The 13885-nt window shown below is 73.4% G+C and carries 12 protein-coding genes; 8 read left to right on the top strand and 4 right to left on the bottom strand.

The window, feature by feature from the left end:
• The first annotated feature begins 4 nt into the window (after nt 1–4).
• Nucleotides 5–928, top strand: a complete 924-nt coding sequence (locus LWP59_RS19690) for an SDR family NAD(P)-dependent oxidoreductase (RefSeq protein ID WP_144642475.1) — start codon at nt 5–7, stop codon at nt 926–928.
• A 42-nt stretch (nt 929–970) separates the two neighbouring features.
• Here the strand turns inward: LWP59_RS19690 and LWP59_RS19685 are convergent, their stop codons facing one another.
• Genes LWP59_RS19685 through LWP59_RS19675 form a run of 3 tightly spaced genes read right to left on the bottom strand, consistent with a single transcriptional unit; the run spans nt 971 to nt 3897 of the window.
• On the bottom strand, nt 971–2017 hold the full coding sequence (locus tag LWP59_RS19685; protein WP_144642476.1) for a hypothetical protein: 1047 nt from the start codon (nt 2015–2017) through the stop codon (nt 971–973).
• A complete protein-coding gene (locus LWP59_RS19680; protein WP_144642477.1) occupies nt 2014–2556 on the bottom strand; it encodes a UGSC family (seleno)protein in 543 nt (180 codons plus the stop codon). The genes LWP59_RS19685 and LWP59_RS19680 overlap by 4 nt, the downstream gene beginning before the upstream one ends.
• Nucleotides 2557–2565: 9 nt before the next feature.
• Nucleotides 2566–3897, bottom strand: coding sequence for an MFS transporter (locus LWP59_RS19675; RefSeq protein ID WP_144642478.1), 1332 nt, complete (start codon nt 3895–3897; stop codon nt 2566–2568).
• A gap of 232 nt (nt 3898–4129) precedes the next feature.
• Between LWP59_RS19675 and LWP59_RS19670 the strand changes: the two genes are divergently transcribed.
• The 7 genes from LWP59_RS19670 (at nt 4130) to LWP59_RS19640 (ending at nt 12341) form a co-directional block, all read left to right on the top strand.
• Nucleotides 4130–5602 (top strand): aldehyde dehydrogenase family protein, encoded by a 1473-nt coding sequence (locus tag LWP59_RS19670; protein WP_144642479.1) that lies wholly within the window; start codon nt 4130–4132, stop codon nt 5600–5602.
• Between the two features lie 19 nt (nt 5603–5621).
• Nucleotides 5622–6554 (top strand): LLM class F420-dependent oxidoreductase, encoded by a 933-nt coding sequence (locus LWP59_RS19665; protein ID WP_186383402.1) that lies wholly within the window; start codon nt 5622–5624, stop codon nt 6552–6554.
• Between the two features lie 25 nt (nt 6555–6579).
• Complete coding sequence (locus LWP59_RS19660) at nt 6580–7869, top strand: phenylacetate--CoA ligase family protein (protein WP_144642481.1); 1290 nt, start codon at nt 6580–6582, stop codon at nt 7867–7869.
• Between the two features lie 18 nt (nt 7870–7887).
• Nucleotides 7888–8985 (top strand): zinc-dependent alcohol dehydrogenase, encoded by a 1098-nt coding sequence (locus LWP59_RS19655; RefSeq protein WP_144642482.1) that lies wholly within the window; start codon nt 7888–7890, stop codon nt 8983–8985.
• Nucleotides 8986–8999: 14 nt separating this feature from the next.
• Nucleotides 9000–10013, top strand: a complete 1014-nt coding sequence (locus LWP59_RS19650; RefSeq protein WP_144642483.1) for an amidohydrolase family protein — start codon at nt 9000–9002, stop codon at nt 10011–10013.
• Nucleotides 10014–10110: 97 nt separating this feature from the next.
• Nucleotides 10111–11100 (top strand): sigma-70 family RNA polymerase sigma factor, encoded by a 990-nt coding sequence (locus LWP59_RS19645; RefSeq protein WP_144642484.1) that lies wholly within the window; start codon nt 10111–10113, stop codon nt 11098–11100.
• Nucleotides 11101–11147: 47 nt separating this feature from the next.
• Nucleotides 11148–12341: an MFS transporter gene (locus LWP59_RS19640; protein ID WP_191334809.1), complete on the top strand. Its 1194-nt coding sequence runs from the start codon at nt 11148–11150 to the stop codon at nt 12339–12341.
• On the opposite strand, the gene LWP59_RS19635 is transcribed toward LWP59_RS19640, so the two are convergent.
• Complete coding sequence (locus tag LWP59_RS19635) at nt 12338–13663, bottom strand: AI-2E family transporter (protein WP_229857511.1); 1326 nt, start codon at nt 13661–13663, stop codon at nt 12338–12340. The genes LWP59_RS19640 and LWP59_RS19635 overlap by 4 nt on opposite strands.
• Nucleotides 13664–13885: the final 222 nt, after the last annotated feature.

The raw sequence follows: 13885 nt of genomic DNA, 5'->3' as shown, positions 1-13885 counted from the left end.
AAGCGTGGAAATCTCTCTCGAAGGCAAGGTCGCGGTCGTCACCGGGTCCGGGCCCAACATCGGCAGCGGGATCGCCCTCGCGCTGGCCCGCTACGGTGCGAAGGTCGCCTGCAACGACCTCGACGGCGCGGCCGCGCAGAAGTCGGTCGAGCGCATCGAACGCAACGGCGGCACCGCGATCGCGATCCCCGGCGACGTCACCGACGAGCAGCAGGTCCAGGCCTACCTCGGCCGGGTGATCGAGGAGTTCGGGCAGATCGACATCGTGGTCAACAACGCGGCCGTGCTGGGCGGGCGCGGCGTGCTGGACGAGAGCGCCGAGTTCTTCTCCCGCGCCGTGCAGGTCGCGGCGATGGGCAACTTCCTCAACACCAAGCACGCCGGGCGGCACATGGCCGAGCGCGGGATCCGCGGGTCGATCGTGGCGATCTCCTCGTCCAACGGCTGGTCCGGCACCGCCGGCGTGATCGCGTACGCGTTCCACAAGGGCGGGGTGAACAACTTCGTGCGCGCGGCGGCGATGGACCTGGCGCCGTACGGGATCCGCGTCAACAGCTTCACGCCCACCGCGCCGACGCCGGACAACCCGGACCTGATCGCCGAGCAGGGGCCGGGCGGGGTGCTCGACCGCCCGCGCACCAACGGCCTTGGCGGCCCGACGGGTGACGAGCCGTGGCGGCGGCCGTCGCGCTGGGCGGGGGACCGGATGCCGTTGGTGCCCATGGGCACGACCGGCACGCCGACCGACATCGGCCACTGCATGGCGTGGATGTGCTCGGACTACGCGCGGTTGATCACCGGCTGCGACTTCGTCGTGGACGGTGGCGCGCGGGCGAAGAACTTCGCCTACGCCCCGGCGGCGCCCTCGGACCTGGCAGGCCCGGTGCCGGTGATCCCGCTGGAGCAGGTGCTCGACCCGACGTCCTGACGAGCGTGGGGGCGGGTTCGGAACCCGCCCCCACGCTCGTGCTCACCCCCGCCGCACGGGATGCGCGGTGCGGGACCAGCCGCTGAAGCCGAAGGGCCGCACCACCATCGACATCGCGGCGTTGCGCGCGCCCGCGACGATGATCGGGATCTGCTCCGGGCTCGGCGTCATGTGCAGCCCGTACTCGTCGATCCCGGGCGCCTGCAGGCCGTCGAGGCCCTTGCCCGCCCGCTCGAGGTCCGCGTGGCTGCGCACGGCGTGGTCGTGGAGCCACTGCTGCACGTCGGCCTTGGCGAAGCCGCCGCCGGCCAGCAGCTGGGCGTGCTCGACGCTGAGCACGAGCCCCGCGGAGGAGAACCGCCCGATGGCGGCGCCCGTCCTGGCGATCGTGTCGCAGAAGTCCCAGAGCACCTCCTCGGGATCCTGGGTGTGCCGGTTGTCCACGAACTCGCACGTGCGCAACAACAACGCGGACACGGCGTCCGCGCCGGCAGGCAGGCCCAGTTCGGCCGACAGCGGCTCCCACGGGCTCTCTTCCTCGTTCTCGCCCACACACAGCGACCAGCGCCCCGGCAGGCCCTGCGTCGCCTGCTCCAGCTCGTGCGGCCGGATGCCCAGGACGTTGCGCACCACCAGCCCGACCGCCCGCGCGATCGTCGCGTTGGCGCGGAACCCGGGCCCCAGCACGCCACCGGTGGAGTTGATCCCGAGCTCGGCGCGAACCGGGCCGTTGACCACGATGAGCGGCGCCGGGCCGCTCGTGCTCTGCCAGCCCCCGCCGGTGACGCTGGGCTGGTGCATCAGCGCGTCCCACGCCGCGAGCACGACCGGGAAGTACTCCGGGCGGCAGCCCGCCATCGCCGCGTTGACCGCCGCCTGCTCGACCGTGCACTCCCGGTCCAGGTGCGGCAGCGCCGCGACGACCTCGTCCGGCGGCCGGGGCGTGGCCGCGAGGAACTCCTCGACCATCGCCGCGGTGACGGGCACGATCGGCAGGCCGTCGGTCCAGCCCTCGTCGTAGGCGTGCTCGACGGCGTCGCGCGCGTACTCCAGCCGGGCGGCGTCGCGTTCGAGCGCGGTGTCGGTCATGCCGCGACCGAAGCCCTGGTGAGGATGCCGACGAGATCGGGCAGGATCCGGCGGGCCCGCGCCCGCACCTCGGCGCGCTCCAGCGGCGCGACCGGATGCGGCGTCCGGGCGTAGTCGTACCCCTTGGCGCCCTTGAGATCGGCCATCGCGTCGGCCGTCGGCACGAACGCCTCGCTGCAGATCACCACCGCGGGCACCCCCGCGGCCTCCAGCTCGAGCCCGTCGGCGACGGCCGACGCGCTGCACGAGCCGCAGTCCCCGACCCCGACGACGATCACGTCGCAGGCCCGCACCAGCTCGTCGCGCATCTCGGCGGGCGCCGTCTGCGCGATGTTGAGCTTCTTGCGGCGCACGAGGCCCGCGACGCCGTGTTCCTCGGCCAGCAGCGCGCCCACTTCGTCCAAAAAGGACTCGGCGTTCTTCTTGGTGTTGGTCAGCAGGCCCACGGTCAGCCCGGCGAGTTCCGCCGGGCGTGGCGCGAGCACGACGGGGGCGGTCACGGCAGGACGGGCGGTCGGATCGATCATCGCCTCGAACATCGGCACTCCCTAGTTCGGTTCCCGTCCCGACGCTAGGGGCGCCGCGTCCTCGTCCGCCACGGCCTTTTCATGCGCCGGAAGGGAAGCCGGTACCCGCAGCAGCACCACCGCCACCAGGCTGAGCGCGCAGACCAGGGCCAGGTAGAGCGCGATGGGCGTGGACGAGTGGTAGGCGCCGAACAACGCCGTCGCGACCAGCGGCGTCACCGCGCCACCGACGAGGCCGCCCAGCTGGTAGGCGATCGACGCGCCGCTGAACCGCAGGCGGGTGTGGAACAGCTCGGTGAACAGCGCGCCCTGCGCGCCCGCCATGATCGCCTGTACGACCGCGGCGACGAAGAACGCCACCAGCGCGGCGCCGAAACCGCGGGTGTTGACCAGGGCGAACAGCGGGAACGCCCAGGCCACCGCGGTCAGCGCGCCGATCGCGTACACCCGCTTGCTGCCCCACCGGTCCGCCCACCGCGCCGCGAAGTAGATCATCACGATCCACAGCACCGCCGAGAGCAGGAGCAGCGTGAGCAGGGTGTTCCGGGTGAACCCGGCGACCGCGGTGCCGTAGTTGAGCATGTAGACCATCACCGTGTAGCCCACGGCGGGCGGCGCGATCGCCGCGACGCTCGCCAGCAGGAGCGTGCCGGGCTGCTCGCGCACCAGCGTGCCGAAGGGCAGCTTGCTGACCCGGTTGGTTTCCTTGACGCGCCGGAAGTCCGGGCTCTCGTCGAGCTTCCGGCGCACCAGCATGCCGACGACGAGCAGCACGATGCTGAGCAGGAACGGGATGCGCCACCCCCACGACCGGAAGCTCGCCGCGGGCAGCTGGGACGCGAGCAGGAAAACCAGGTTCGAGGTGAGCACCCCGATCGGCACGCCGAACTGCGCGAAGCTGCCGAACACCGCGCGCCGGCGCGGCCCGGCGTGCTCGGTGGCCATCAGCACCGCGCCACCCCATTCGCCGCCGACGCCGAAGCCCTGCAACAGCCGCAGCAGCACCAGGAGCACGGGTGCGGCGACCCCGATCGTGGCGTAGCCGGGCAGCAGCCCGATCAGGAACGTGGAGATCCCCGCCATCATCAGGGTCAGCACCAGCATCGCCTTGCGCCCGATCCGGTCGCCGAAGTGCCCGATCACCGCGCCGCCGAGCGGGCGGGCGATGAACCCGACCGCGAACGTGCCGAACGCGGCGAGCGTGCTGGCCACGGGCGAGAACGACGGGTAGAACAGCGAGCCGAACACCAGCGCCGAGGCGCTGCCGAAGATGTAGTAGTCGTACCACTCGATCGAGGTTCCGACGCAGCTGGCGAGCAGGAGCGAGGCCCTGCTGGGCGGGGAGCCGGTCATACGACCGCCTTTCAGGCGCGGGGGAAGTACCCCATGACGTTAGGAAGTCCCCGCACCCGCCGTCGTCGGTCGTCGGCCGCACGAGGGCCGCGACGGATGTCTCGCCGACGCGCGCGCACACCTGCGGCGCCGGTTTTCCGCGTCGTGAAAGGCGTGTCGCGCCCGTGACGCGCACCCCGGCATAGTCCTGTTCCATCGCGCTCATCAGGGCCGAACACCGAGGGAGCAGCACATGACGACCGTCCTGCCCGGTCCGGAGACCGGCACGCTCCTCCTCGACGACGTCCAGCTCATCGGCGGCGAATGGGTGCCGGCGAAGAGCGGGGAGACCATCGAGGTGATCAACCCGGCGACGCGGAAGGTCCTGGCGCGGGTGCCCCGCGGCGGCGGCGCCGACGTCGACGCGGCCGTCGACGCCGCGAGTGCCGCCTTCCCGGCCTGGCGGGACACCAGCCCGGCCGCGCGCGGGGCGCTCGTCCTGCGCTGGGCGCAGCTGGTCGCCGAGCACGAGAGCGAACTGGACCGCCTCGAGTCGCAGGAGGTGGGCCGCCCGAGCTGGGGACCGCCGCCGATGGCGCGGATCCTGACCTTCATCGCGGGCCAGGCGGACAAGGTCCACGGGCTGAGCCTGCCCGCGAGCGCGCCGGACGTGCTCGGGCTGACCCTGCGCGAGCCCTACGGCGTGGTCGGCAGCGTGATCCCCTGGAACGCGCCCGGACCGATGTTCGTCAGCGATGTCGGCGCCGCGATCGCCGCCGGCAACACGATCGTCATCAAACCGGCCGAGGACGCCCCGCTGACCCCGCTCGCGCTCGCGAAGCTCGCCCTCGCGGCGGGCATCCCGCCGGGTGTGGTCAACGTCGTCACCGGCTACGGCACCGAGGCCGGGGCCGCGATCCCGGCCCACCGCGGCATCCGGCGGATGAGCTTCACCGGCTCGCCCGAGACAGGCTCGCTCGTCATGGCGGCCTGCGCGAAGAACCTGACCCCGCTGCACCTCGAGCTCGGCGGCAAGTCGCCGCAGGTGATCTTCGCCGATGCCGACCTCGACGCGGCGGTCCCCGCGATCGCGAGCGGCATCACGCTCAACACCGGCCAGATCTGCGCTGCGGGCTCCCGGGTCGTCGTCGACCGCGCGGTGCACGGCGAGGTCGTGCGGCGGCTGGCCGACCGGCTCGCCCAGGTCCGGGTGGGCCCGTGGCACGAGCAGGTCCAGATGGGCCCGCTGATCAACGCCAAGCAGCACGACCGCGTGCTCGACTACATGCGCCTCGGCCGCGAGGAGGGCGCTGAGCTGGTCGTCGGCGGCGGGGTCCCGGACGGGGAGCAGTTCACCCGCGGGTTCTTCGTCGAGGCAACCCTGTTCGACCGCGTCGACCCGGGAATGCGGATAGCGCAGGAGGAGATCTTCGGCCCGGTGCTGTCGGTGATCCCCGTCGACGGCGAGGAGGAGGCGCTGGCGGTCGCCAACGGCACCGACTACGGGCTCGTCTCGTCGGTGTGGACCCGCGACGTCGGGCGCGCCGTCCGGATGGCCAAGGGCCTGCAGGCCGGCCAGGTCGCGGTGAACGCCGCACTCGGCGCCGGGCTGATCGGCGCGCCGTTCGGCGGCTACAAGCGCAGCGGGTTCGGCCGCACGATGGGCGCGGACGCGGTGCTGAACTACACCCAGGTGAAGGCGGTGTCGCTGCGTGGCACGAACTGAGTTCCGGCTGCGGGTGCTGATGGAGCCCCGCCACGGTGCCCGCTACGACGACATCCTCGCGCTGGCCCGGGCGACCGAGGACGCGGGGTTCGACGCGTTCTTCCGGTCGGACCACCTGCTCGGCGTGGACCCGCGGGATCGCGGCTACCGGCCCACCGACTGCTGGACCACTCTCGGCGGCCTCGCCAGGGACACCACCCGGGTACGCCTGGGCGCGCTGGTCGGCGCCGCGACCTTCCGCGCCCCCGGCCTGCTGGCCACGATCGTCGCGTCGGCCGACGAGATGAGCGGCGGCCGGGTCGAGCTCGGCCTCGGCACCGGCTGGTACGAGCGCGAGCACGACGCGTTCGGCATCCCGTTCCCGCCGACCCGCGAGCGGTTCGACCGCTTCGAGGAGCAGCTGGAGATCATCACCGGGCTGTGGCGCCTGGGCGAGGGCGAGGAGTTCTCCTTTCACGGCAAGCACTACCGCGTCGACGCCAACGCCACGCCGCCACGCCCGGCGCAGCACCCGCACCCGCCGGTCATCATCGGCGGCTCCGGGCCCAAGCGCACCCCGGCGATCGCCGCGCGGTTCGCGGACGAGTTCAACGGCGCGCTGGGCGGGGACCTGCGCGAGCGGTTCGCCGTGTTCGCCCGTGCCTGCGAGGCGATCGGCCGCGACCCCGACGACGCGCGCCGTTCGGCCGTGCTGCCGGTCGCCTGCGGGCGCACGCCCGCCGAGGTCGAGCGCCGCGGCGCGGTGATGGGCTCGGACCTCATGCGGGCCAACGCCTCGATCGGGTCGCCGGCGCAGGTGACCGAGCGGATCGCCGGGCTGCGCGAAGCCGGGGCCGACACGGTGTACCTGCACATCTACGACATCCACGATCTCGAACACATCGCGCTGCTCGGCGCCGAGGTGCTGCCGCACGTCGCGGTGGCCCCGGTCGCCGCGGGGCAACGGGGCTGAGCACGCCGCCCGGAAAGGTCTGCCCGTGGTCACACCCGGCTTCGTCGCACCCGCGGACCGAGAGGCCGTCGCCGCGACACTGCGCGGGCAGCTCGCCGAGCTGCCCGCCCGTTCCCCCTTCTACCAGGACCTGTTCACCGAGCACGGGGTCACCCCGGCGGCACTGGGGACACTCGACGACCTCGCGAAGTTCCCCTTCAGCACCAAGCAGATGCTGCGCGAGTCGCAGGCGGCCGCGCCGCCGCTGGGCCGGCACGCCGGGGTCGGGCTGACCGAGGTCGTCCGGGTGCACGCCTCCACCGGCACCACCGGCAGACCGAGCTGGGTCGGGGTGACGCGGCGCGACGCGGCGGCGTGGACGGAGATGGTCGCGAGCGCCTTCCGCACGATGGGCGCCACCCGGGAGGACGTCGTGCTCCACGGCGCCGGCCTCACCCTGTTCGTCGGCGGGCTGCCGATCCGCGACGCGCTGGAGAGCATCGGTTCGACGCTGGTCCCGATCGGCACCGGTGCGTCGGAGAAGGCCTTGCTGGCCATGGAAACCCTCGGCGTCACCGCGTTGCACTCGACGCCGTCCTACGTGCGCTACCTCGCGGAGTACCTGCGCGGGCTGGGCCGCGACCCGCGCGAGTTCGGCATCCGCAAGGTGTTCGTCGGCGGTGAGCCCGGCGGGGGAGAGCCGGCGTTCCGCCAGTACGTGGAACGCGAATGGGGGGCGCCGGTCACCGAGGGCCTCGGCAACGCCGACATGGCACCGGTGCTGTTCGGCGAGGCGCCGGGCAGCGGCGGGATGCGGTTCACCGGCGGCCGGCACGTGGTGGTGGAGCTGATCGACCCGGACAGCGGGGAGCCCGTGCCGGCGGAGCCGGGCGTCTCCGGCGAGCTGGTCTACACCTCCGTGGACCGCGAATGCTGCCCGCTGGTGCGTTTCCGCACCCGGGACCGGGTCGTGGTCACCGGCGCCGCCGCCGACGGGGCGCCGCTGATCCGCTGCGTGGGGCGCACCGACGACATGCTCATCGTGCTCGGCGTGAACGTGTTCCCCTCGGCGGTGCGGGACCTGGTGCAGACCCGGCATCCGCGCACCACCGGTGCCGTGCAGATCGTCGTGCCCGGCACCGGCCCCCGCGTCGAGCCGCCACTGCGCGTCGAGGCCGAATGGGGTGAGGCGCCCGGCGACCGGGCCCAGCTGCGCCAGGAGCTGGAAGCCCTCATCCGCGCCCGGCTGTCGGTACGGGCCGAGGTCACCCTCGTCCCGCCCGGCTCGCTCGAACGATCCGAGATGAAGTCCCGGCTGGTCCGGCTCGCCGGCTGACCCCACTGGAGGAACGCCATGGCAGACACCGTGCGCGCCGCTGTCCAAACCGGACCGCGCAGCATCGAGATCCGCGAGTTCCCGCGACCGAGGATCGGACCCGACGACGGGCTGCTGCGCGTGGAGGCCAACGGCATCTGCGGTAGCGACGTCGAGACCTTCAGGGGACACATGGGATACCGGGAGCGCGGCCCGTTCATCCCCGGCCACGAGCCGCTCGGCGTCATCGAGGAGCTCGGCGAGCGCGCGGCCGAGCGCTGGGGCGTGCGGCCCGGCGACCGGGTGGCGCTGGAGGTCATCGTGCCGTGCCGGTCCTGCCAGCACTGCCTCACCGGCCGGTACCAGTCCTGCCCCAACCGCAAGTACGGGCACGGGGTGACGCCGATCGACGTCGAACCGGCGCTCTGGGGCGGCCTGGCCGAGTACCTCTACATCTCGCCGGGCAGCGTGCTGCACCGGATCGACCTGGCCGTCCCGGTCGAGGTCGCCGCGATGTTCAACCCGCTCGGCGCGGGCGTGCGCTGGGCGGCGCAGCTCGGCGGGGTACGGCTCGGTGACACCGTGCTCGTGCTCGGCTCCGGGCAGCGGGGCATCGCCTCGGTGATCGCCGCCCGCGCGGCCGGCGCCGGCACGATCATCATCACCGGGCTGGAGTCCGACCGGCACAAACTCGACCTGGCGCGCGAGTTCGGCGCCGACCACACGGTCTTCGCCGACTCGGAGAACACCGTCGAGCGCGTCCAGGAGATCACCGGCGGCGCGATGGCGGACGTCGTACTGGAGCTGACCCCGATGGCGGCCGCCCCGGTGACCGACGCCCTGCTGTCCGCCCGGCACGGCGGCCGGGTCGTGCTCGCGGGTCTCAAGGGCGGCAAGGAGATCCCGCTGCGCACCGACCTGATCATCAACCGGGCGCTGCAGGTCTTCGGCGCCTTCGGGGTCGACGCGACGGCCAACGAGCAGGCGATCGCGATCATCGAGTCCGGCCGGTTCCCGCTGGAGAAGCTGCACACCCACACGTTCGGCCTCGACGACACCGTCAAGGCGATCGAGACCCTCGCCGGCGAGATCCCCGGCGAACAGGCGGTGCACGTGTCCGTCCACCCGAACTTCTGACGAGGAGGCCCGCCGTGCTCGCCGACGCCCACGCCCATCTGCTGCCCCGCGACTATCCCGCCGACGCCCCCGACTGCTTCCCGCGGATGGAGGCCATCGACGGCGACACCGCGCGCCTGCTGTTGTTCGGGGCGATGCGGTTCCGCGCCCGCGACGCGTTCTTCGACGCCGAGCGGCGGGTGGAGGAGATGGCGGCGTCCGGCGTGGACTTCGAGGTGCTGAGCCCGATGCCACCGCTGTTGCGCTACGACCTGCCCGTGGCGGACGGGCTGTCGCTGGCCCGGCACGTCAACGAGTTCACCGCCACCCTGTGCGCGACGGACCCCGCCCGGTTCGCGGGCCTGGGCATGGTGCCGCTGCGGGATCCCGACGTCGCGGCGGCGGAGCTGGCGGCGATGCGGGAGTCCGGCCTGGCCGGCGTGGAGGTCGCGTCGAACGTCCTCGGGGCCTCGATCGGCGACGAGCGGTTCCTGCCGTTCTTCGCCGAGGCCGAGCGTCTCGGCATGGCGGTCTTCGTGCACGCGATGCCCAGCGCGACCGACCGGCTGCCCGCGTCCGCGATGGGAACCTACGTGGTGGGCCTCGAAGGCGCGATGGCGGCGGCGTCGATGATCACGGGCGGGACCGCCGCGAAGTGCCCCGGCCTGCGGATCTCGTTCAGCCACGCGGCGGGCGGGTTCGGCCTCATGGTGCCGCGGGCGCAGTACTTCTGGGCCGGCACCTGGAACGAGGAGGCCCCGGTGCCGGAGCGGGCCATCGCCCACGACGGCGGCCCGTCGCCGCTGGAGTACGCGCGCCGGTTCTACTACGACTCAGCGGTGTTCGACGCGCGTGCCCTGCGCTACCTCGTCGACCTGCTGGGCGCCGACCGGCTCCTGGTCGGCTCCGACTTCCCGGCCATGCCCCGCGAGGAGCCCGCCGGGCGCACCCTGCGGACGCTGGGGCTGCCCGAGGAGGACCTGGCGGACATCCTCTGGCACAACACCTTCCGGTATCTGGGCCGGGAGGCGCCCCCGTGCCCGGCCTGATCGGGAAGATCCAGCACGGCTGAGTCCCGCACCGATTCCTTTTCCCCGCACCGCCGGTCTGTACCGGAGGAAGGACAGGCCGGTTCGAGGGGACGAGATGACACGGACGACCACCGAGGAGCTGGACGACGCCGAGTTCACCCGGCGCACCGAGCCGTACCGGCGGGAGCTGCTCGCGCACTGCTACCGGATGCTGGGCTCGGTGCACGACGCCGAAGACCTCGTGCAGGAGACCTACCTGCGGGCCTGGCGGTCCTACGCCCGCTTCGAGGGCCGCTCGTCGCTGCGGACGTGGCTGTACCAGATCGCGACGAACGCCTGCCTGAGCGCGCTCGGGCACCGGGCGCGGCGGGTGCTGCCCTCCGGGCTCGGCGGCCCCGCCGACGACCCCGGCGCCCCGGTCGAGCCGGGCGGCCCCGGCGTCGCCTGGCTGGAGCCGATGCCCGACGCGCTCGTCTCGCCCGAGTCCGCCGACCCGGCCGCGATCGTCGCGGCCAGGGAGGGGCTGCGCCTGGCGCTGATCGCGTGCCTGCAGCACCTGCCGGCCCGCCAGCGCGCGGTGCTGATCCTGCGGGACGTGCTCGCCTGGCCCGCCGCCGAGGTCGCCGCCGCGCTCGGGCTCTCGACCGCCGCGGTGAAGAGCCTGCTGCAGCGGGCGCGCGGGCGGCTGGCCGAGCTGGAGCCGGCCGGGGCGCGGATCGCGGAACCGAGCGAGCCGGCGGCGCGGGCCGTGCTCGAGAAGTACGTGGCGGCGTTCGAGAACTCGGACCCGCACGCCCTCGAACGGCTCCTGCGCGAGGACGCGACGCTCGAGATGACCCCGGCGCGGACCTGGTTCGCCGGCCGCGCGACCTGCCTGCCGTTCATCGCCGCGCAGGCGATCGGCTCGCCGGGGGACTGGCGGATGGTCGCGGTCCGCGCGAACGGCCAGCAGGCCGCCGCGGCCTACCTTCGTGACGCGCGAGGCGTGTACCGGGCGTTCGGCGTCGCGGTGCTCACCACGACCGCGTCGCAGATCGCGCGCATCACGTTGTTCGGCGACCCCGGCCTGGTGGAGCTGTTCGGCCTGCCACCCGTGGCGGCCTGAGCAGCCCGAGTTGCGCCGGGCCCCCACAGCCGTCAGGGTTTTCGGTGATGGTGGCGACGAGCGCGGCCCGCAGCCGGGCGCGAGGGTGGACGGGCGTCGCGCTGCTTGTGGTGGCCTTCGCGACGGCCATGCTCGGCACGACCCTGCCGACCCCGCTCTATCCCGAGTACCAGCGGGTCTTCGGTTTCGGCGAGCTGATGACCACCGTCGTCTTCGCGACCTACGCGGTCGGCGTGGTCGCCGCCTTGCTGCTCTTCGGGCGGTGGTCGGACCAGCTCGGACGGCGGCCGATGCTGCAGGCCGGGCTGGCGCTGTCCGCCGCCTCCGCGCTCGTGTTCACCTTCGCCGACGCGACGGCCTGGCTGTTCGCCGGACGGGTGCTGTCCGGGCTCTCCGCGGGGATCTTCACCGGCACGGCCACCGCTGCCGTCGTGGACGTCGCCCCCGAGGACGGCCGCGCGCGGGCGAGCCTGGTCGCCGCGGCGGCGAACATGGGCGGGCTCGGGCTCGGCCCGCTGCTGTCCGGCGTCCTGGCGCAGTACGCGCCCATCCCGCTGAAACTGTGCTACCTCGTCGATCTCGGGCTGGTCGTGCTCGCCGGAGTGGCGGTCGCCCTGGTGGCCGAGCCGGTCGAGCGGGCCCGGCGGCCCCGGCTCACTCCCCAGCGGATCGCCGTGCCCGCCGGGATGCGCGGCGCGTTCACCCGGGCGGCGATCGCCGGGTTCGCCGGGTTCGCCGTGCTGGGCCTGTTCACCGGGGTGTCCCCGGCGTTCCTGGGAACCGTGCTGCACAACGAGAACCGGGCGCTCGTCGGCGTGGTCGTGCTCGTGCTGTTCGCCGCCTCGACGGCCGGGCAGCTCGTCTCCGCGCGCCTGGGCGAACGGCGCGCGATGATCGTCGGCTGCGCCGGGCTCATCGCAGGCATGGTGCTGATCGGGGCGAGCCTGCCGCTCGCCTCCCTGCCGGTGCTGCTGGCCGGCGCGGTGGTCGCGGGGGTGGGGCAGGGCATGGGTTTCCGGGCCGCGCTCGCCGCGCTGACCGCCGCCGCTCCGGCCGCCCAGCGCGGCGAGATCACCTCGACCTACTTCTTCGTGCTGTACGTCGGGATCACGCTGCCGGTGATCGGCGAGGGCGCGGCGGCCACCGCGTTCGGGCTGGTGACCTCGGGCCTGGTCTTCGCCGGTGGCGTCGCCGTCCTCGCCGCCGTCGCGCTCGTACTGCTGGCCCGCCGCCGCGGCTAGGCCGAGTCCTCCTCGGCCTGCTGGTCCGGGAGCGGGCGCGCGCTGCGCGGGCGCAGGGCGTTGACGTCCGTCGGGTCGAGGTCCGGGTCCCGCAGCAGGGACCCGACCGCGGACTTGACCACCGCGAGGATCGGCACGGCGAGCAGCGCGCCGGTGATCCCGGAGACCTCCACCCCGACGGCGATCGCCAGCACGACCGCGAGCGGGTGCAGCCGGACCGCGCGGCCGAGCAGGAACGGTTGCAGCACATGGCCTTCCAGCTGCATCACGGCGATCAGGATGGCCAGCACGATGATCGCGGCGATGAACCCCTTGGCCACCAGCGCGACCAGCACGGCGACCGCGCCGGCCGCCACCGCGCCGATGATCGGGATGAAGGCGCCGATGAAGATGAGCGCCGCGAGCGGCACGGCGAGCGGGACGCCCACGATCCAGATCCCGACGCCGATGCAGACCGCGTCGACACAGGCGACGGCGACGGTCGCGCGGACGTAGCTGACGAGCGAGGCGAACCCGCGCCGCCCGGCGACATCGACCTGGTCGCGCACCTCGTGCGGGAGCCCGCGGAGCAGGAAGTTCCAGACCTGCGAGCCGCTGTAGAGGAAGAAGATCAGGGTGAACAGCGCGAGCAGGGCCTGCGTCAGCGTGCTGCCGATCGTCGTGGCGGTGCTGAGCGCGCGGCTGACCAATTCGGAGGAGTTGCCGTTGAGCGCGCCGACCGTGCGGTTGAGGAACTGCTGGAGCTGGTCGTGCGAGAGGTGGAGCGGGCCGCGCTGGAGCCAGTTGTTGATGTTGCTGATGCTGGCCGCGACCTGGTCCTGCAGCTGCGGCAGGCTCGCGGTGACCGTGGTGATCACGAGGGTGAGCAGCCCGCCGACGACGATGAGGCCCACCACGATGGCGATGAGCGTGGCGAGCGAGCGGGGCACCTTCCACCGCACGAGGCGGTTCACCAGCGGCGCGAACAGCGCGGAGACGAGCAGCGCGATGCCGACGGGGATGGTGACCGCGGAGAGGTAGCCGAGGATCCAGCCGATCAGCCCGACCCCGGCGATGATCAGCAGGAACCGCCAGCTCAGCGCCGCCGCCACGCGTACCCGCCACGGCACGGCGCTTGCGGCGCTCCGGTCGCGTGTGCCGGCGATCCGGGTGGCGCCCGGTCCTTCCGCGCGATGGCGCCCGCCGTCGGGCGGGGTCGCGCCGCCGGTGGGCGGCAGGGTGGGGTTGCTGTCCGCGGCGGCTTCGGCCGGGGTGGCATCCGTGGCGGCATCACCGCTCCCGTCCGCCGCGGGGGAGGGAACGTCGTCTTCCGGTGGCTTCACGTTCGGTCCGGCAGCGGCACGGTCTTCCGCACCGTCCTGCCCGCGGTTGTCGCCAACGCCCATCGTGCACCTCCCACTCCGGCGGCCTGGACCGCCGAACACCCCGTCGGCCGCCAGGACCGTCGCGCTGAGAAGCGCGATCCGGACATCCTGGCCTGGCAGGTCTACCCAGTGTGAGTGACCCCTACTCGCAGCGTGCCAGTCCCGCCGCCCGCCGGCGTG

Origin of the sequence: Amycolatopsis acidiphila, from assembly GCF_021391495.1 — a bacterium.
In the GTDB taxonomy this organism is placed as follows: domain Bacteria; phylum Actinomycetota; class Actinomycetes; order Mycobacteriales; family Pseudonocardiaceae; genus Amycolatopsis_E; species Amycolatopsis_E acidiphila.
The sequence above is the reverse complement of the archived record's forward strand: the minus strand, read 5'-3'. Positions and strand labels throughout refer to the sequence as shown.

What these genes read in the sequence shown, in the direction of transcription:
- LWP59_RS19670 (WP_144642479.1), top strand. Translation starts at nt 4,130, where the DNA reads ATGACGACCGTCCTGCCCGGTCCGGAGACCGGCACGCTCCTCCTCGAC.
- LWP59_RS19645 (WP_144642484.1), top strand. Translation starts at nt 10,111, where the DNA reads ATGACACGGACGACCACCGAGGAGCTGGACGACGCCGAGTTCACCCGG.
- LWP59_RS19680 (WP_144642477.1), bottom strand. Translation starts at nt 2,556, where the DNA reads ATGTTCGAGGCGATGATCGATCCGACCGCCCGTCCTGCCGTGACCGCC.
- LWP59_RS19640 (WP_191334809.1), top strand. Translation starts at nt 11,148, where the DNA reads ATGGTGGCGACGAGCGCGGCCCGCAGCCGGGCGCGAGGGTGGACGGGC.
- LWP59_RS19685 (WP_144642476.1), bottom strand. Translation starts at nt 2,017, where the DNA reads ATGACCGACACCGCGCTCGAACGCGACGCCGCCCGGCTGGAGTACGCG.
- LWP59_RS19665 (WP_186383402.1), top strand. Translation starts at nt 5,622, where the DNA reads ATGGAGCCCCGCCACGGTGCCCGCTACGACGACATCCTCGCGCTGGCC.
- LWP59_RS19675 (WP_144642478.1), bottom strand. Translation starts at nt 3,897, where the DNA reads ATGACCGGCTCCCCGCCCAGCAGGGCCTCGCTCCTGCTCGCCAGCTGC.
- LWP59_RS19655 (WP_144642482.1), top strand. Translation starts at nt 7,888, where the DNA reads ATGGCAGACACCGTGCGCGCCGCTGTCCAAACCGGACCGCGCAGCATC.